The 17,739-nt window shown below is 68.3% G+C and carries 18 protein-coding genes; 6 read left to right on the plus strand and 12 right to left on the minus strand.

Annotation, left to right across the window (positions count from 1 at the left end):
• Position 1: 1 nt before the first annotated feature.
• From G5C50_RS26840 to rpmA, 6 genes are all read right to left on the minus strand, one after another.
• Positions 2–232 (minus strand): HNH endonuclease, encoded by a 231-nt coding sequence (locus G5C50_RS26840; RefSeq protein ID WP_255487555.1) that lies wholly within the window; start codon positions 230–232, stop codon positions 2–4.
• On the minus strand, positions 229–528 hold the full coding sequence (locus tag G5C50_RS26845; RefSeq protein WP_206107872.1) for a hypothetical protein: 300 nt from the start codon (positions 526–528) through the stop codon (positions 229–231). Before G5C50_RS26845 ends, G5C50_RS26840 begins: the two co-directional genes overlap by 4 nt.
• An 81-nt stretch (positions 529–609) precedes the next feature.
• A complete protein-coding gene (gene proC / locus G5C50_RS26850; RefSeq protein ID WP_165074058.1) occupies positions 610–1,461 on the minus strand; it encodes a pyrroline-5-carboxylate reductase in 852 nt (283 codons plus the stop codon).
• A complete protein-coding gene (locus G5C50_RS26855; protein ID WP_165074059.1) occupies positions 1,458–2,228 on the minus strand; it encodes a type III pantothenate kinase in 771 nt (256 codons plus the stop codon). The genes proC and G5C50_RS26855 overlap by 4 nt, the downstream gene beginning before the upstream one ends.
• A 1-nt stretch (position 2,229) precedes the next feature.
• Positions 2,230–3,351 (minus strand): GTPase ObgE, encoded by a 1,122-nt coding sequence (obgE, locus tag G5C50_RS26860; protein ID WP_165074060.1) that lies wholly within the window; start codon positions 3,349–3,351, stop codon positions 2,230–2,232.
• A 139-nt stretch (positions 3,352–3,490) separates the two neighbouring features.
• Positions 3,491–3,778 (minus strand): 50S ribosomal protein L27, encoded by a 288-nt coding sequence (gene rpmA, locus G5C50_RS26865; protein ID WP_165074061.1) that lies wholly within the window; start codon positions 3,776–3,778, stop codon positions 3,491–3,493.
• 206 nt (positions 3,779–3,984) lie between these two features.
• Here rpmA and queC point away from each other — a divergent pair, with 206 nt between their 5' ends.
• Positions 3,985–4,692, plus strand: coding sequence for a 7-cyano-7-deazaguanine synthase QueC (gene queC / locus G5C50_RS26870; protein ID WP_240907380.1), 708 nt, complete (start codon positions 3,985–3,987; stop codon positions 4,690–4,692).
• 31 nt (positions 4,693–4,723) lie between these two features.
• Here the strand turns inward: queC and G5C50_RS26875 are convergent, their stop codons facing one another.
• Complete coding sequence (locus G5C50_RS26875) at positions 4,724–5,479, minus strand: hypothetical protein (protein WP_165074063.1); 756 nt, start codon at positions 5,477–5,479, stop codon at positions 4,724–4,726.
• Between the two features lie 328 nt (positions 5,480–5,807).
• Between G5C50_RS26875 and G5C50_RS26880 the strand changes: the two genes are divergently transcribed.
• Both G5C50_RS26880 and G5C50_RS26885 read left to right on the plus strand, forming a co-directional pair.
• The gene (locus tag G5C50_RS26880; protein WP_240907381.1) at positions 5,808–6,830 is read left to right on the plus strand and encodes a S1C family serine protease; all 1,023 of its coding nucleotides are present in this window, start codon (positions 5,808–5,810) and stop codon (positions 6,828–6,830) included.
• Positions 6,831–7,053: 223 nt separating this feature from the next.
• On the plus strand, positions 7,054–8,871 hold the full coding sequence (locus G5C50_RS26885; RefSeq protein WP_165074065.1) for a hypothetical protein: 1,818 nt from the start codon (positions 7,054–7,056) through the stop codon (positions 8,869–8,871).
• Positions 8,872–8,938: 67 nt separating this feature from the next.
• Here the strand turns inward: G5C50_RS26885 and G5C50_RS26890 are convergent, their stop codons facing one another.
• Positions 8,939–10,018 (minus strand): GTPase, encoded by a 1,080-nt coding sequence (locus tag G5C50_RS26890; protein ID WP_165074066.1) that lies wholly within the window; start codon positions 10,016–10,018, stop codon positions 8,939–8,941.
• A gap of 84 nt (positions 10,019–10,102) precedes the next feature.
• On the opposite strand from G5C50_RS26890, the gene G5C50_RS26895 reads away from it, so the two are divergent.
• Together G5C50_RS26895 and G5C50_RS26900 are read left to right on the plus strand one after the other, a co-directional pair.
• Entirely contained in the window at positions 10,103–10,585 is a 483-nt protein-coding gene (locus G5C50_RS26895) for an EVE domain-containing protein (protein ID WP_165074067.1), read from the plus strand.
• A 7-nt stretch (positions 10,586–10,592) separates the two neighbouring features.
• Positions 10,593–10,976, plus strand: a complete 384-nt coding sequence (locus tag G5C50_RS26900; RefSeq protein WP_165074068.1) for a VOC family protein — start codon at positions 10,593–10,595, stop codon at positions 10,974–10,976.
• 8 nt (positions 10,977–10,984) lie between these two features.
• Here the strand turns inward: G5C50_RS26900 and G5C50_RS26905 are convergent, their stop codons facing one another.
• From G5C50_RS26905 to G5C50_RS26920, 4 genes are all read right to left on the minus strand, one after another.
• Positions 10,985–11,230, minus strand: a complete 246-nt coding sequence (locus tag G5C50_RS26905) for a type II toxin-antitoxin system HicA family toxin (protein ID WP_165074069.1) — start codon at positions 11,228–11,230, stop codon at positions 10,985–10,987.
• Positions 11,231–11,239: 9 nt separating this feature from the next.
• The gene (locus G5C50_RS26910) at positions 11,240–11,599 is read right to left on the minus strand and encodes a hypothetical protein (protein WP_165074070.1); all 360 of its coding nucleotides are present in this window, start codon (positions 11,597–11,599) and stop codon (positions 11,240–11,242) included.
• A 110-nt stretch (positions 11,600–11,709) separates the two neighbouring features.
• Entirely contained in the window at positions 11,710–13,176 is a 1,467-nt protein-coding gene (locus G5C50_RS26915; protein ID WP_165074071.1) for an RtcB family protein, read from the minus strand.
• Positions 13,177–13,283: 107 nt separating this feature from the next.
• Complete coding sequence (locus tag G5C50_RS26920) at positions 13,284–15,947, minus strand: excinuclease ABC subunit UvrA (RefSeq protein WP_165074072.1); 2,664 nt, start codon at positions 15,945–15,947, stop codon at positions 13,284–13,286.
• A 191-nt stretch (positions 15,948–16,138) separates the two neighbouring features.
• On the opposite strand from G5C50_RS26920, the gene G5C50_RS26925 reads away from it, so the two are divergent.
• Positions 16,139–17,299 carry a DUF362 domain-containing protein gene (locus tag G5C50_RS26925; protein WP_165074073.1) on the plus strand — a complete coding sequence of 387 codons (1,161 nt, stop codon included), beginning with the start codon at positions 16,139–16,141 and terminating at the stop codon, positions 17,297–17,299.
• The last annotated feature ends 440 nt before the right edge of the window (positions 17,300–17,739 follow it).

The following is a 17,739-nucleotide window of genomic DNA, read 5'->3' on the forward strand; positions in this document are numbered from 1 at the left end:
ACTAATCCAGGATCAACGGCTCTTGAAAATGGAGGCACCGTGTCTGCGACTTCCAGTAGTAGCAACTGAGGCAGAGGTTCTCGGCGACCGTGGGGCCGCCGTGCTTTCGGGCGATGATGTGATCGACCCCAAAGGTGCCGTAGTCGAAATCCTCGGGCATGCGACAATACTCGCAACAACCGTCGGCACGTTCACGAACCCGTCGCGACAGAGTCGCTGTGATTCCGGTCACGATTTCGACCGTCGCTCGATCTTGACGCCGAGTGCAAGGCGGGCTTTCGACTTTAGGATCGACAGCAGGGTCGTGGCCTTCGCAAAGGCCACCATCTCTTCCCGCTCTGCGTCCGAAAGCGTTCCCTCCTGGTTGCGATCCGCTAGCTCTCGCATTCGGCTCTTGTCACGCTCGCTGACCTGAATGCCGAGAATCTGGCGGGCCCTCTCTTCGGGCATCCGCCCACTCTCGTCGTCGAAGAAACGAGCGAAGATCGACACCTCACTCTCAACGGTTCGCTGGGAAGCGGTCGCCATCGTGCTCAGCCTCCGCCGTAGGAGTTCTCCGTACAATTCCCAGTCTAGCACGGGAGATATCGCCCGTGCGGACGACCCCGATCAGGATTTCGCAATCGCCGCTAACTCGGCCGAACGGCGCGAGGCGGCGTCGACGGCGTCAATGAGGGCACCGCGCAAGGCCGCGCGTTCGAGGGTCTGGACGCCGGCGATCGTGGTACCGCCGGGGCTGGTGACCTGGTCCTTCAGGGCGCCGGGGTGGAGGCCGGTTTCGAGGACCATCTTGGCCGCGCCCAGGACGGTCTGGGCGGCGAGCGTCGTGGCGACGTCGCGCGGCAGGCCGGCGCGGACGCCGCCGTCGGAGAGGGCCTCGATGATCATGTAGACGAACGCGGGGCCGCTGCCGGAGAGGCCCGTCACGGCGTCGAGTTGCGACTCGGGCACCCGCACCGCCCGGCCGACCGAGTCCAGGAACCGCTGGACCGCGGCGGAGTCGGCCTCAGTCGCCTTCGGGCCCAGCGCGAAGGCCGAGGCGCCCTCGCCCAGCAGGGCAGGCGTGTTGGGCATGACTCGGATGATTCGCGTCGATTCTCCCAGGGCCTTCGCCATCGTCGCGATGGACACGCCCGCCGCGATCGACACGACCAGATGCCTTGGCGCGAGGCCCGGCGCGATCTCGGCCAGTACGGCCGCCATGCTCTGGGGCTTGACCGCCAGGACGACGACGTCGCTCCCCTCGACGACCGGGGCGTTCGAGGCGTGCGCAACGACCCCCGACTCCTTCGCCAGGGCGTCGCGGGTCGCGGCCTGGGGGTCGCTGGCGAGGATTCGGTCGGCCGTCGCCACCCCCGCGCGGATCATCCCGTTGACCAGGGCCGAGGCCATCCGGCCCGAGCCGATGAATCCCCATCGCAGTGCGTCATGGTCGGGTGTAGCGTCGGCGGTCGGCTTCATTTCGAGTCGCTCGGAAAGGCGGCGTGGATCAAACCGTGCAAGACGAGATCGGGAACGACGCGGGCGGCGGGCCCTTCGACGGCCTCGGCCAATTTCGAGGCGTCGCCGCCGGTCCAGACGACCAACGGCGGGCCTTCCATGTCGGGCTCCTGGCGTTCCAGCAGTTCGCGGACGGCCCCCACAGTCCCCCAGAAGACGCCCGCCTCCAGCGAGGGGTTCGTGGACCGCCCCCAGGGAGGAGCCGAAGCGTCGGGAGCCACCAGCGGAAGCTGCGCCGTGAAGTGGTGCAGAGCGCGAGCGCAAAGGCCCAGGCCCATGGCGATCACGCCCCCTTGCCAGACGCCGTCGGCGGTGACTCGCTCGATCGTAATTGCCGTTCCGCAGGAGACGACCAGGATCGGCTGGCCGGCTCCAAGCAATCGCAGGGCCCCCAGCACAGCCAGAGCGCGGTCGGAGCCGCCGGTGTCGGCGCCTTCGACATCCTTGGCGAGGGGGACCTCGGCGGCGGTTCGGAACCAGCGGACGTCGGCGGGCTTCGGCTCTCGGGTCGCCAGGAAGTCGGCCAGGGAGCGAGCCAGAGGGGGATTGACCGTCGAGACGACCCAGAGCGAGGGGCCAGACGCGCCGGCATGCCAGTCGTCGTAGACCTTTCCCCAGGCGTTCGGATCGTCGAGCGGCAGGGCGACTGTCTCGGCCGGGGCGCCGTGCTCGTCAAGGCGGGCCCACTTCAGCCGGGAGTTGCCGATGTCGGCGACGATCCGGAGCATGTCATTCGCTCGCGGCCGGGGACGGTTCGGGAGCCGGCGCCGACTCCAAAGGCCTGACGGGCCCCGATGGCGGGACCTTCACCCTGGCCTTTGCCTCGGCCTCCGCCGCGGCCAGGGCTTCAGCCTCGGCCTCGCGAGATTCCACCAGCTTCTGCTGGATCGTGCGGAGAAGCTGCGGCACGCCCTTGCCGGTCACGGCCGAGATCGAGAGGACCTCCTTGCCGATCTCGCGGGCGATCCGTTCGCGGGCTTCCTCAGCGCCGGTGAGGTCCATCTTGGTGACGACCACGACCTCGGGACGCTCGGCGAGAGCCTTGCTGTAGTGTTCCAGCTCGCCGCGGATCATCTCGTAGTTGCGGACCGGGTCCGAACCGTCGATGGGGATCGCCTCGATCAGGTGGACGAGCAGGCCGGTACGCTCGACGTGACGGAGGAACTCATGGCCCAGGCCGTGGCCGGCGTGGGCGCCCTCGATCAGGCCGGGGATGTCGGCCACGACGAAGGCGTTCTCCGAGTCCACCACCACAGTCCCGAGGTTCGGGTACTTGGTCGTGAACGGGTAGTCGGCGATCTCGGGATGGGCCCGCGAGATCCGTGAGAGCAAGGTCGACTTGCCGGCGTTGGGCAGCCCGACGAGGCCGACGTCGGCGATCACCTTCAATTCCAGGACGATCCAGCGCTCCTCGCCCGGGAAGCCAGGCTCGTGCTGCCGGGGGGCGCGGTTGGTGGCCGACTTGAAGAAGGTGTTGCCGTGCCCGCCGCGTCCGCCCTTGGCGACGACGACCTCGTCGCCGTCGTTCTTCAGGTCGCGAAGGACGTGGCCGCGGTCGCGATCGCGGATGATCGTCCCGGGGGGGACGGTGATGGTCATCGGCTCGCCCCGCTTGCCGAAGCAGTTGGAGCCCTGGCCGTGCTCGCCGCGCTCGGCCTTCCAGTGTCGCTGGTGCGACAGGTGGGCGAGATTCGTCAGCCCTTCGGCCGCGCGGATGATCACGTCGCCGCCGTCGCCGCCGTCGCCGCCGTTAGGGCCCCCCTTGGGGACGTACTTCTCGCGCCGGAAGCTGAGGCAGCCGTTGCCCCCGTCCCCTCCGCGAACGAAGATGGTTGCGCGATCCGCGAACATGATGCGGCGACTCGATTCGATGGAAAAACAGGATGCCGATCAAGCGAACGGAGAGCGGTGTCCCGCGTGGGACGCCCGCCCTCCTGTTGATTCAACGACCAAACGCCTCAGAGGGTTCGCACCCTTCCGGAGAAGACGGTCACTTTGCGGCAGCGGCAGCGGCTTCAGCAGCCGCGAACTCGGCGGCCGGGAGGACGTTGATCCGACGGCCGTTCCGGTCGAACTTGACCTTGCCTTCGATCAGCGAAAAAATCGTCCAGTCGCGACCGACGCCGACGTTGCGGCCGGGGGTCCAACGGGTGCCGCGCTGGCGGCAGATGATGCTGCCCGGCTGAGCCGTCTGGCCGCCGTACAGCTTGATTCCCAGCATCTGGGGATTCGAGTCGCGGCCGTTGCGGCTGGAACCCTGTCCTTTTTTGTGAGCCATCGCTCGACCTTCTCTGAGTCTGGATCCGTCGCGAATAGAGCCTTCGTCCGGTCCGGTCCATGCCGGGGACGGGCGAGGCGGGGCCGATCGAGGCGCAGCATGAAGGCCGCGCACGCCGGTTCCCCGCCGATCATGATACGATATCCGAACGGGCAAGAGCCCGACAAGCCCGGATCGCAAGTCAGAGGAGAGGAAAGGGGACGCGATTGAGCGACGCAACGAACAACAGGCGGCCGGCCGTGGTGCTGCTCAGCGGCGGCCTCGATTCGGCCACGGCACTGGCCGAGGCCGTGGCGGCGGGGTTCGCCCCGTACGCCCTGACGATCGCCTACGGCCAACGGCACGCCGTCGAGACAGCCGCGGCGCGACGGGTCGCCCAGGCGGCGGGGGTGATCCGGCACGTCGAGTTGACCATTGACCTGCGGGCCTTCGGCGGCAGCGCCCTGACGGCGGACGTCGAGGTCCCCAAGGACCGCGAGGAAGCCGAGATGGCCTCCGGGATCCCGATCACCTACGTCCCGGCCCGGAACACGGTCTTTCTCTCGCTGGCCCTGGCCTGGGCCGAGACCCTCGGCGCGTTCGACCTCTTCGTCGGGGTCAACTGCGTCGATTACTCAGGCTATCCCGACTGCCGCCCCGAGTTCCTCGAGGCGTTCGAGAACCTGGCGAACCTGGCCACCAAGGCGGGCGTGGAAGGGGCTGGACGGTTCGTCGTCCACGCCCCTCTCCTCAAGCTGACCAAGGACGAGATCATTCGCCGGGGGCTGGAGCTGGGCGTCGACTACGGCCTGACCCACTCCTGTTACGACCCGTCGCCCGAGGGGCTCTCCTGCGGGCGCTGCGACTCCTGCAGGCTGCGGCTGGCGGCCTTCGAACGGCTCGGAGTCGAGGACCCGGTCGCCTACGCCGGCTGACGCGAAGTCGGCCGGCGCAGGAGGGACGGGATCACCAGTAGACCCACTCATAAGGCGGGTTGGCGAGTTCGATCTCCTTCTCGGAGAGGTTGCGGTCGTCGCCGCGACGGATGAAGTCGAGTTTCAGCGTCTTGTACTTGGCCTTCGGGCCCTCGGGGGTCGAGACCTCCTTGTAGCCGTCGGAAAGGCCGCGGACGTAGATGCTGAAGCGATCCGCGGTGGCGTCCCACTGATCCCAAACGGCGACGCCGACGACGGCGTCGTCGACCCCCTGCTTGGTGCTGGCAGGAACGGTCCCCATGATGTCGACGGCCCCTCGGACGGGGATCGTCTGGTCCTCACGGGCCTGAATCACGGGGATCGCTTCGGGAATCACGGCGTCCTCGAACCGCTGCCCGCGCTCGTTCACCATGATGAACTGCGGGTAAAACGGCCGCGACGAGGAGGTGTGGTTCACGACCTTGTAGTACAGATAGTGGACGACCCGACGCCCCTTGCCGGGGACCTCGACCGTCTGGATCCGGAGCGGCTTGAAGGCGAAGTCCAGGACCCAGATCCCCTCACGATCCTTGGGGAGAGGGGTCGTGCTGATCGTGGTCCAGTTGTACGTGAGCCGGTCGTGCCGCCAGGGGATGGTGGGCAGGTCTCGGAGCGGCGGGGGAACGTCGGGCGTGGGCCGGACGTCGTCTTCCGGCTTCTTCAAATCAGCCTGAGCCCAGACGAGGCCGGGCGCGACCGTCGTCGAGAGGGCGATGGCGAGCGCGAACCGCCTTGTAAGCATCGACACGGGACGGTCTCCCTGGTTCTGCGTCCTGCGAGCGGGACGAGGGATCTTCTGAGAGTCGTTTTGAACGGATATCGGCGAGCGGGGGATGTGCGCGTCTTGCGATGTTGCGCGGAAAGCTATCCCGGATCGTCAAAGTCCGTCAAGTCGTCTTCAAGTTTAGCCGGTCTTTTCGCAAACTGGCCAACGCAGTTGTTGGTCGGCTGAGATTTTCCGGCAAGCCGGCCGCATCGTTCGGGTTGCAACGCCTGGGCGGGTTCATACAATGACGCGAAAGGCCCCGGGATGGGGCCGGAACGTCGCGACGAACCCGAGAAGGACTCCGCCGCCTATGCCTACGCGTGGGATTCGCACGATCGCCGCCGCGACGTTGCTCGGCCTGGTGGCCGGCGGCGCCGAGGTCCTGGGCGACGGCTTTGAGACGATCATCCTCAAAGACGGCCAGCGCGTCGTCGGCGACGTCGTGGCCGAGAAGCCTGAGGCCCTGTACGTCGACCTGGGGTACGACCTGCTGAAGATCCCCCGCGAGTCGATCGCCAAACGGGCGAAGGGCGAGGAAGCCGCCGGCGCGGTCGTCGCAACCCCTGGCGGAACGGTCGCCGATCCTTCGGGCTTCTTCTCGACGGGCCTCCTGCGGCCGGCTCCGGTGAAGGAGCTGGTGGCGAAGTTCGGCGAGGCCGTGGTGTCGATCGAAACCCCCTCCGGCAAAGGCTCGGGGTTCCTGATCAACGATCAGGGGTACGCGATCACCAACGCCCACGTGATCGAAGGGGAGACCCGGATCTCGGCGATCCTCTACCAGAACGCCCCCGGCGGCGGCCTGGCCCGTCGCCGCATCGACGACGTGGAGATCGTCGCCGTCAATCCCTTCTTCGACCTGGCCCTGATCAAACTCCCCCTGCCGGCTGGTCTGAAACCCGGCCACGCGATCCTGGGTAATGGGGACGACGTGAACTCGGGCGACTCCGTCTTCGCCGTCGGCAACCCGCTGGGACTGGAGCGGACCGTCACCCAGGGGATCGTCAGCAACCGCAGCCGGAACCTTGAGGGCCAGCTTTACATCCAGACCGACACGGCGATCAACCCGGGGAACTCCGGCGGGCCGTTGTTCAACCAGCGGGGCGAGGTCATCGGCGTCACCAGCCGAGGGACCCGCGCCGATATGGCCGACAACCTGGGCTTCGCCATCCCGGTGGGCTACGTCAAGGACTTCGTCCGCCACCGCGAGGCGTTCGCCTTCGACAAAACGAACCCCAACAGCGGCTACCGCTACCTCGACCCCCCGCGACGGTCGCGGAGCGACAAGCCGGCGGGACTGGGCGGCTCGAAGAGCGACCCGGCGAAGGCCAGATGAACACAGCCGGAACGCCCCGGCCGCCCGCGGCAAGCTTCGGACAGTCGGGGTCAGTCATCGGCAAACGAAACAAGAAGGGTCGCCGGTCACCGCCGGCGGCCCGCCGGGTTGGAATCCCGGCGCGCAGTCGGTCGGTATAGGGTCATCGGCCCGGAGGCCGTGTGACGATCTCGTCCCCTCGGTCGGTGAACCGTGGCGTGTCAGCAGAATGGAGTGATGATCGATGCCTAAGGCCAAGGGGGCGATTCTTCGCCTGGCCCTCGTCGGGTGGCTCGGACTGACGGGCCTCGGAGCGTGCGCGAATCTCGCCGCCGCCGCGACCCCGCCGGAGCAGGTGCTCCCCGACTCGACCCTGTTCTTCCTCAAGATCAACGACGTCGCCAAGTTCCGGGAGGCCTTCCGCGGCACCTCCTACGGCCGGCTTTGGAACGACCCGGCTCTGGCCGACCTCCGCGCCGACCTGGCCGAGAAGATCAAGCCCACCAGCGACGCCATGAAGGACAGGGTGGGCGTCACCCTGGCCGAGCTGGCCGAGCTGCCCAAGGGCGCGGTGGCGATCGCCGGCATCGCCGGCGGCGACGACGCCAAGCCGTCGATCACCCTGGCCGTCATCGCCGACGCCGGCGCGAACGCGCCGAAGCTCGCCGAGGTGCTCACCCGCAGCACCAAGCAGGCGGAGCAGAGCGGGGCGAAAATCGCCATCGAGACCTTCAAGGGGAACCCGTTCCACGTCGTCACCCCGCCCCCCGACCCGGACAACGACGAGAAGACCCCGCCCCCGCCGCCGGTCGTCTGGACCTACTCCGGCCAGACCTTCTTCCTCGGCAGCGACGCCGCCGCGATCAAGGACCTGGTGACCAACGCCGGCGGCCGCGGTTCGTCCTCCCTTGGCGCCGGCGAAGCCTTCGTCAAGACCCAGAACAAGATCGGCGGTCAGGCCGCTCAGGCGGTGTGGTTCGCCGACGTCGTCAAGCTGATCAAGTATTTCGCCAAGGCCGGCTCTCGCGGCAACGACGCTCAGGCCCAGCAGCTCGCCTTCCAGGTTCAGGCCCTCGGCCTCGACGGCCTGAAGTCGATCGGCGGCTCCCTGAACCTCGGCCAGGGCAACTACAACAGCGTGACCAAGACGTTCTTCAACGCCCCCGCCGGCGGCGTTAAGGGCCTCTTGAAGATCTTCTCCTTCCCGCCCGTCGCCATCCGCCCCGAGCCCTGGGTGCCGGCCACCGTCGCCAGCTACCAGGCCCTCTCGTGGGATCTGGACAACGCCTACAAGGCCATCGAGGAACTGGTCAACCAGTTCCAGCCGGGCATGCTCAACGTCCTTGAGCAGCAGCTCGTCGGCCCCGACGGCGGCCAGCCGCTCTCCTTCCAGAAGGACCTGTTCGCCCCGCTCGGCCATCGGGTGACCATGATCAGCGACTTCAAGAAGCCGATCAAGGAAGACAGCCAGCGCGTGGTCATGTCCGTCGCCCTGAAGGACCCGAAGACCTTCCAGAAGACCCTCGACCGACTCATCGAGCTCTCCCACGCCTCGCCCAACAAGCGTGAGTTCCAGGGGGCGACGATCCTCGACTTCGAGCTCCCCGACATGCCCGCCCAGAACGGCGTGCAGCCGCAGCTCAAGGGCCCGGTCAGCGTGACCATCGCCAAGGACAGCCTCTTCGTCACCACCGACGCCGCCCTGCTGGAGCAGGTGCTCCGCCCCGGCATCGTCCCGCTCTCCGAAAGCCCCGAGTTCCAGACGGTCCTCAAGGAGCTTCCGGAGAAGGTCAGCGGCCTGACGTTCGTCCGCCCCGACGAACAGGCCCGCATCACCTACGACATGTTCAAGTCCGGCCGCTTCGAGCAGGCCATGAAGCAGGGGATGGCCGCCAGCCGCCCCAACCAGCCGGTCCCCGACATCCCGCAGCTCGTCGACCCGACCAAGCTCCCCGACTTCGAGATCTTCGCCAAGTACCTCACCCTCGGCGGCAGCTACAGCGTCATGGACGACGACGGCCTCGTCCAGACCGGCTTCAGCCTCCGCAAGGCCACGCCCTGACGAGCGACTGAAAGCCTCGGCATCAACCCCGAACGGCGAGCCGGACCTCCGGCTCGCCGTTCGCGTTTCAGAGGCCTTTCAAGGTCCTTAGCCGTTCCAGGTGTTCCGTGCGAAACGGGACCGCGGCTCCCGGCGGGGGAGGATCGGGGACGAGCAAGCGGGCGACGGCCGCCGCCAGTTCGTCCAACCCCTCGCCGGTCTGGGCGGAGACGACCACGAACGGGATCCGGTCCCCAAAGACCTCCGCCGGCTCCCAGGCGGCGGTGAGGTCGGCCTTGCTGGCGATGACGAGGACGGGGCCTTCCGGCGGCCGGCGGTCGGCCTCGCTCAGGGGACGCGATCGGTCGAGGACGAGCAGCGTCAGGTCGGCCCGCTCCCGCTCGCGGAGGGCCCGATCGACGCCCGCCCGTTCGACCGAATCCTCGGCCTCGCGGACGCCCGCCGTGTCGACCAGTTCGACGGGCCAGCCGTCGAAGGCGGTCCGAACGGTGACGGCGTCGCGGGTCGTCCCGGGCGTCGCCGCCACGATCGCCCGGTCGTAGCCCGCGAGGGCGTTCAGCAGACGGCTCTTGCCGGCGTTCGGCTTCCCCGCAATCACCACCCGCCAGCCCGAGACCAGCCGCCGGCCGAATCGAGCACGCTCGATCAGAGCCTCGATGCGTGGCAGGGCTTCCACCGGGTTCCCCTCAATCGCCGCCATCTCGCGGTCGAGCGCCCCCTGGGCCTGCTCCAGCAGGATCTCGGCCGTACGCAGGGTCGACGCCTTCGCCAGGTCTTCCCAGGCCACCGCTCGGTACGGGTCGGGTTCGATGTCGCGGACGAACTCGGATGGCTCGACGAGTCGGCATCCCCGTTCCTGGAGCGCCTCGACGACCATCGCGATCGCCGCCGATCCCCCGTGGCACTGGACCTCCACGCCCGGCGGATCCCCTTCCAGCACCACAACGACGACCTCGTCCCCCAACCCCGCGCCGAGGCGGCCGAACCGGGGGCGGTTCGGGGGCGTCGCGGTCAGGCCTTCGCCGCGCATGGGAAGGAACGCGCCGTCGACCGCCTCCAACGCCCCAGCCCCCCAGACGCGCACGACGGCCACTGCGCCTCGGCCGGGCGGGGTCAGAATGCAGACTCTCGAGTCGATCGTCGCCAAGCCGGCTTCCCCCTCCGCGCCGCGGGTTCATCGTGATAGAGTACCCCTTCGACCCGACGTCGAGGGCAGGAGCAAGGATCGCGCATGGGGTACTGGCTGTTCAAGTCCGAGCCGGAATCGTACTCGTTCGCCGACCTGGAGCGAGACGGGACGACGGGGTGGAACGGGGTCCGAAACTTCCAGGCCCGGAACTTCCTGCGCGACTCCATCAAGGTCGGCGACGGCGTGCTGTTCTACCACTCGAACGCCGACCCGGCGGCCGTCGCGGGGATCGCCGAGGTCGTCGAGGCCGGGCATCCCGACCCTTCGGCCTTCGACCCGAAGTCCGACTACCACGACCCCAAGAGCAAGCCCGACGCCCCGACCTGGTTCCAGGTGACGATCAAGCCCGTCCAGGCTGTCGCGCCGCCGATCCCGCTGGCGAAGCTCCGCGATGTGGCCGCCCTGGCGAACATGGAACTGCTCCGCAAGGGGAGCCGGCTCTCCGTCCAGCCCGTGACGGAGGCCGAGTGGAAGGCCGTCCTGGAACTGGCCGGGATCAAGCCGAAGAAGTCACGGAAAGGCTGAGCGAGTCATGTCCAAACTGGAGCACTTCGCGATCTACGCGGCCGACCTGGAAACCCTCAAGGACTTTTACGTCCAGCATCTGGGTCTGAAGATCGCCCGAGTGGGCGGCGGCAACCCGCCCGGCGGCTACTTCCTCGCCGACGACCACGGCGGCGCGATCGAGATCATCGCCCGCCCCGCCGGCCAATCCAACGCCAACCAGCGCTGGGTCTGCCATCTGGCCTTCTGGGTCGACGACGTCTTCGCCAAGAAGGCCGAGTTGGAGAAGCTCGGCATCGTCTTCGAGGCCGACACCACGGCCGACGACGCCGAGATCAAAACCTGCTTCTTCGACGATCTCGAAGGCAACCGCTGCCAACTCGTCTGGCGTAGCAAGCCGCTGGTGGGTTGAACGCGCCGTCAGTCCCCGTAGAAATCGCGGTCCGACACGCCGTCCGCTTCCGTCAAACGAAACCTCCGGCGGCACTGCCGGACGTAAACGCGGGCAACCTCTTTCGAGGTCGTCGGCACCGGATAGGAGACCGTTCCTTCGGGGAACTTGCGGAAGAACAGCCAGTGCGATCCTTTGCCCCGGGATTCGTCGCACCCAACGTCGTACCGAGCCAGGATCGTACGAAGCTCTCTGGGCGTCAGCAGGCGTTCCATGACCCTCCCTCAGACGACCGCCAGCTCGTCGCGGTCCACGTACTCGCGGCCGAGGATCTCGCCGACATCCCCGTCGATCCTCTTGAGAGTCTCCGCCGAAACGTCCATCTCGGCCGTGGCAACGTCTCGCCCCCGGGCGTACATCTCGAAGTACCGCCCCTCGGCCGGCGAGAAGAAATTCGCGGGATTGTCCCACTCCCGCGATGCTTCGAATTGGAGAGTCGTGGCGTCCCAGAGCGTGGCCATCGCCTCGCGCTTCGTCTCGCCGACCCCAACGAGATCGGTCTCCAGGCAATGCGCGACCCAGCTTTCGTCCTCGCGATAGAAGACGATGCGAAGCGACAGCCTGAGAGGTCCACCCTGTCGCATGCGAGTACCTCCGAGAGTCCAATTCAGGCGACCTGAGAGTCTTCAAGGGATTCTACTCCCCGAACCGAGGACTGAGAAGCGGCGACGCCGACTGATGAATCTTCACACCGTCACCCCTTGATGACGCCGACCGGCCGGAGCCGGGCGACCTTCTTGGAGATGCCGGCCTTGTCCACGACGTCGACGACGAGGTCGACGTCCTTGTAGGCGGCCGGCTGTTCTTCGGCCAGGCCCTTGTGGCCTCGAGCTTTCGCGATGATGCCGATGGCGTCCAGTTCCCGGTCGATCCGGCGGCCCTCGGCGAGCTTGACGGCGGCGGTGCGGCTCATCAGCCGGCCCGCGCCGTGGCAGCTCGTGCCGAAGGAGTGGATCATGCTCCCGGGCTGGCCGGCGAGAACCCAGCTCGCCGTTCCCATGCTGCCGGGGATGATGACGGGCTGGCCGATCTCGGCGTAGGCTTCAGGGATCTCCGGGTGGCCGGGCGGGAAGGCGCGAGTCGCCCCCTTGCGGTGGACGCAGACCTCCTTCCGGACGCCCTCGCCGACGTCGTGCTCCTCGAACTTGGCGATGTTGTGGGCCACGTCGTACACCAGGTCCATCCCCAGCTTCTGCCACGACTTGCCGAAGACTTCGGCGAAGACCTCGCGGGCCTGGTGCGTGAGCAACTGGCGGTTGCACCAGGCGTAGTTGGCCGCCGCCCGCATCGCCCCCAGGTACGCCTGGCCCTCCGGGCTCCGTACCGGCGCGCAGGCGAGCTGCCAGTCTGGGAGCGTGAACCCGTACTTCTTCGGCGCGTCCTTGAACACGCCCAGGAAGTCGTCGCAGACCTGATACCCCAGCCCGCGCGATCCCGAGTGGATGAGCACCGTGATCTGCCCCTCGCGCAGGCCCATGACCTCGGCCGACTTCTCATCGAGCACGCGGTCGACGACCTGCACCTCCAGGAAGTGGTTGCCCGAGCCCAGCGTCCCGCACTGATCCGCCCCGCGCATGATGGCCCGGTCGCTGACGCGGCCCGGGTCGGCGTTGTCGAGCCGGCCGCCGGCCTCGGCGAACTGGATGTCGCGCTCGGTCCCCCAGCCCTGGTCGACGACGTACTGGACGCCTTGCTCCATCAGCTTGACGAGCTGCGGCTTGGTGAACACGAACGCCCCGCGCTGGCCGACGCCCGTGGGGATGTCCCGGAAGAGCTTCTCGACCAGCGGCCGGATGCGGTCCTTGGCGTCCGACCATTGCAGGTCGGTGCGCAGCAGGCGGACGCCGCAGTTGATGTCGTAGCCGACGCCGCCGGGGGAGATCACGCCCCCTTCCTCGGGGTCGGTCGCCGCCACGCCGCCGATGCAGAAGCCGTACCCCCAGTGGATGTCGGGCATCGCCAAACTGGCCTTCTGGATCCCCGGCAGCGTGGCGACGTTCGCCACCTGCTCAGGCCCCTGGTCGGCCTTGATGTGCCCGATCAGCGCGTCGTCGGCGAAGATCATCCCGTCGACCCGCATGTCCTCGCGGTAGTCCTTGGGGATCCGGAACTGGAACGGCGATACCTGCTCCAGCGGCCCCATGTATCCAGGCTTCGCCATCGTCGCACCTCTCCCATCCCATCCGTCGGATGAGACGCCAATGTTCAAACCTCGATTTCGTCAGGTCACGGACGCAGGCCGATCACCACGGGTTCGGGGAAATCAGGTCAAGTTCCAGCCAGGGCCTTCGCCAGCACCTCGCCCGTCGCCGTGCCCGATTTCGCGACCTCCTCGGGCGTCCCCTGGGCGACGATCCGGCCTCCTCCCTCGCCAGCGTCGGGGCCGAGGTCGACGATCCAGTCGGCGGCGGCCATGATCTCGGGGCTGTGCTCGACGACCAGCACGGAATGCCCCCGATCGACGAGGTTGGACAGCGAGTCGATCAGCCGGACCATGTCGGCGGGGTGGAGGCCGGCTGTCGGCTCGTCGAGGATGAACAGCGTGTGGGCGACGTTCCCCGCGCGGTTGAGCGCGGCCGTCGAGCCCCCCAGGAAGGCCGCCAGCTTGAGGCGCTGGGCCTCGCCGCCGGAGAGCGTCGCCGCCGGCTGGCCGAGGCGGAGGTAGTCCAGCCCCAGGTCGAGCAACGGCCGCAGCCTCGCCTGGATCTTGGGCCGGCTCCGGAAGAAGGCGAACGCCTCGCGGGCCGTCAGGTCGAGCACCTCGGCGATCGTCTTGCCGCGGTAGGTGATGTCGAGGATCTCCGGGCGATAACGCGTCCCCTTGCAGTCCGGGCAGCGGACCGTGACGGGCGGCAGGAACTGCATGTCGACCCGCCGGAAGCCCTCCCCCTTGCAGGCGGAACACCGGCCGCCGTCCACGTTGAAACTGAACATGGCCGGCCCGTAGTGCCGGAGCTTGGCCTCGTGGGTCGCGGCGAAAGTCCGGCGGATCTCGTCGAACGCCTTCAGGAACGTGACCGGGTTCGACCGTCCCGACCGCCCCGGCGACGAGGGGTCCAGCAAGACGACCTCGGCCAGGTCGCCCACACCTTCGAGGGCCTCGAACGGAAGCGTCGGCAGCGACTCACCCGTGAGCTGGTTCCGCAAGGCCGGGTAAAGCGTCCCCTCCACGAGAGACGACTTCCCGGCGCCGCTGACGCCCGTCACGACGCACAGCGTTCCCAGCGGGAAGGCGGCGTCGATCCCCTTCAGGTTCCTCCCCGAGGCGCCTCTGAGCGTCAGCACGCCTCGCGACGGCTTGCGTCGTGCCTTCGGCCTCTCGACGCGGCGGCGGCCGCTGAGGAAGTCCCCCGTGGCCGAGCCGGGAGCGTCGAGCAGGCCGGCGACCGTTCCGGCGTAGACGACACGCCCTCCGGCCTCGCCGGCGCCGGGGCCGAGGTCGACGACCATGTCGGCCGCTCGGATGACGTCGGCGTCGTGCTCGACGACGATCGGCGTGTTCCCCTCGTCGCGAAGCCGTTGGAGGGCCTCGACCATCCGGCCGACGTCGCGGGGGTGGAGGCCCGTCGTCGGCTCGTCGAAGACATAGAGCGTTCCGACGAGGCCCGTGCCGAGAGCCCGGACCATCGTCGCCCGTCTCAGCTCCCCACGCGACACGCCCCGCGCCGGGCGGTTGAGCGTGAGATGGGCCAGGCCGATCCGGTCGAGCGCCTCCAGCCGCCCGGCGATCCGCGCCCGCTGTCGGACCGCGTCGGCCGGCTCGTCAGGCGCCGCCCACGTCGCCAGGACCTCGCGGGCCTGGGCGATCGGCAGCGCGGAGAACTCGGCGATGTTCAGCCCTCCGATCCGGACCGCCAGCGCCTCGGGCCGCAGCCTTGCGCCGTGGCACGCGGGGCAGGGGAGAGAGAAAACGGCCTTCCCCCCTGGAGGGGGAAGGTGGCCCGAAGGGCCGGATGAGGGGGACGACCGGCGTCGGGCTTGCATCCCACGGCTCACTTTGGACCCCACGCCGATCTCCCCCTCATCTGACCGCTGCGCGGTCTGTCTTCCCCCTCCAGGGGGGAAGACTTCCTCCGCCCCCTCTTCGCCGACCCCCTCGCACCGCGGACAAGCCCCGAGAGAACTGGTCCAGCGGAAGAGGTTGGGCTGGGGTTCGATGTGGTCCGTCCCGCACCGGCTGCAGCGCCAGCCGCGGACGAACGTGCGGACGCCGACGTCGGCGAGGATCCGGCAGCGTCCCATTCCGCGTTGGAAGGCCGTCTCGATCGAGTCCAGCCGCCGGCGGAGGGCGTCGCGGCCCCGGATCAATCGGTCGACGATCACGTCGACCTGGGTCGGCGCGGGGAGGGCCAGCGGCTCGGTCGTCAGATCGATGATCCCCTCCGCGTGGCGGACGCGGGTGAGCCCCTGTTCCAGCAGCGTGCGGCCCAGGGCGGCGAGGTCGGTATCGGCGAGTACGTCGACCGGGAAGGCGATCTCGTATCGCGTCCCTTCGGGCAATTCGTCGACGGCGTCGGAGACGGTCCGGGGCGAGGCCGGGGTGACGCGATCGCCGCAGTTGCGACAGTAGACCTCGCCGCGACGGGCGTAGAACAGAGCGAGATGGTCGTGGGCCTCGGAGATCGTCCCCACCGTCGCCCGCGCCGAGGGTCGAGTCCGCGAGACGGGCGCCACGGCCGGCGGGATGCCCTCGATCCGATCGACGTCGGGCTTCTCCATCGGCTCCAGGAACTGCCGGGCGTAGGCCGAGAAGGTCTCGACATACCGCCGCTGCCCTTCCGCGTAGAGCGTGTCCAGCGCCAGCGAACTCTTCCCCGCGCCGACGACCCCTGTGACGACGATCAGCCTCCCCAGCGGCAGGTCGAGGTCGATCCCCTTCAGGTTGTGCGTCCGAGCCCCCCGAAGGCGGATGACGGCGTCTGTCCTGGGCATGCGGGCTCCGGAAGCGATAGGATGACCGAGTCTCAAGGCCGTCCTCCATTGTCCCCTGACGACGCCGCCTCGAAAACACCGTTGCGACGGACACGCGGCGGGAGGGACTGGGAGTTGCCCCGAAGGGCGGCGAGGGTTAGGATCCGCTCATTCGGGTCGTCGCTCCTCACATCGCACTTCGGAGGATCGTCATGAGGCCGCAATGTCGTCGTCGGGAGTTCCTGCGCCTGGCTGGTGCTGCTGCGGTGGCGCCGATGGTCGCTCCGAAGGTCTTGCGGGCCGCGCCGACGGCTCCTTGCTCGCCGGTGGGGATCGGCCGTTGCAAGACTTACGACCAGGCTCTCGTGCTCGGTGAACTGGAATCGCTGATGGACAAGATCGGCGGGCTCCGGCCGATCGTCGAGGGGAAGACCGTGGCGGTGAAGGTCAACCTGGTGGGGAACGTCCGCCAGGGCGAGTTCGGCAAGCCGGCGAACCGGTCGTACCAGGTCCACGCGTCGATGGTCGCGGCGACCGTCGCCCTGCTGGACCGCGCCGGGGCCAAGCGAATCCGGCTGCTGGAGAGCACCCACCAGACCACGCCGTTCGAGACCTACCTCCTGGGCGCCGGCTGGGACATCAACGCCCTAAGCGCCACCAAGACGCCGGTGGAGTTCGAGGACACCCGCAACATCGGCAAGGGGAAGGGCTACATCGAACTGAAGGTTCCCGGCGGCGGCTCGCTCTTCCCGGCCTATCACGTCAACCACTCTTACGTCGATTGCGACGTCTACGTCTCGCTCTGCAAGCTCAAGAACCACGCGACGGCCGGCGTCACGCTGGGGATGAAGAACAACTTCGGCGTCACGCCGATCGCGCTTTACGGCCAGCACGAGCAGAAGGAAGACAGCACCAACAGCCGCGCCATGTTCCACTCCGGCCAGGACCGCCCCGCCGACGGCCTGCCGCAAGAGCTGCACCCAGACTCGCCCCGACGCCCCTCGTACCGCGTGCCCCGGCACCTGGTCGACTCGGTCGGGATCCGGCCGATCGACCTGGTCATCATCGACGGCGTCGAGTCGTCCTCGGGCGGCGAGGGGCCGTGGGTCGGCGAGGGTCTGAAGCCCCAGGAGCCCGGCTTGCTGATGGTCGGCCGCAACCCGGTCTGCACCGACTCCGTGGCGACGACCGTCATGGGCTACGACCCAATGGCCGCCGCCGGCACCGGCCCGTTCCCCGGCGACAACCACCTCGCCATGGCCGCCGCCCTCGGCCTGGGGACCAACGACGTCAAGCAGATCGAGGTCGTCGGCCTCCCCATCAAGGAAGCCCTCCACCCCTACGGCTGGGAGCCCCGCCAGCGCTTCAGCTAAGGCTGACGCCCCCACACATTCGGCCGAATTGTCAAAGACCCACCCCGCCCCAGCGTCGTCCGCCTCAACCGGCCGTCGCCCTGGGGCGGGTTCGTTTACGCGGCGACGGAACGATGGTGATTGGCGTAACTGCCTGTTTAATCACCGCTTCGATCGTTGCGACGTTGGCTTCGTTCGTCGCGTTTTGCGAGGCAGACTTGTCTCGTCCCCTCTCCCGCCGGGAGAGGGTGGCCCGAAGGGCCGGGTGAGGGTCGTCGGACCTGTAGGCACAGCCTGGATTGATTGGTTGCGGAACCGTTACGCCCTTCGAAATCCGACGACCCTCACCCGCCGCTGCACGGCTGCCCTCTCCCGGCGGGAGAGGGGACGACCGCCGTCGGGTGCGCGACCGATCGGCGGACTCTTCAACCGCCGCCGATCCCCCCTCATCCGGCCGCTCT

This window comes from Paludisphaera rhizosphaerae (genome assembly GCF_011065895.1).
GTDB lineage: Bacteria > Planctomycetota > Planctomycetia > Isosphaerales > Isosphaeraceae > Paludisphaera > Paludisphaera rhizosphaerae.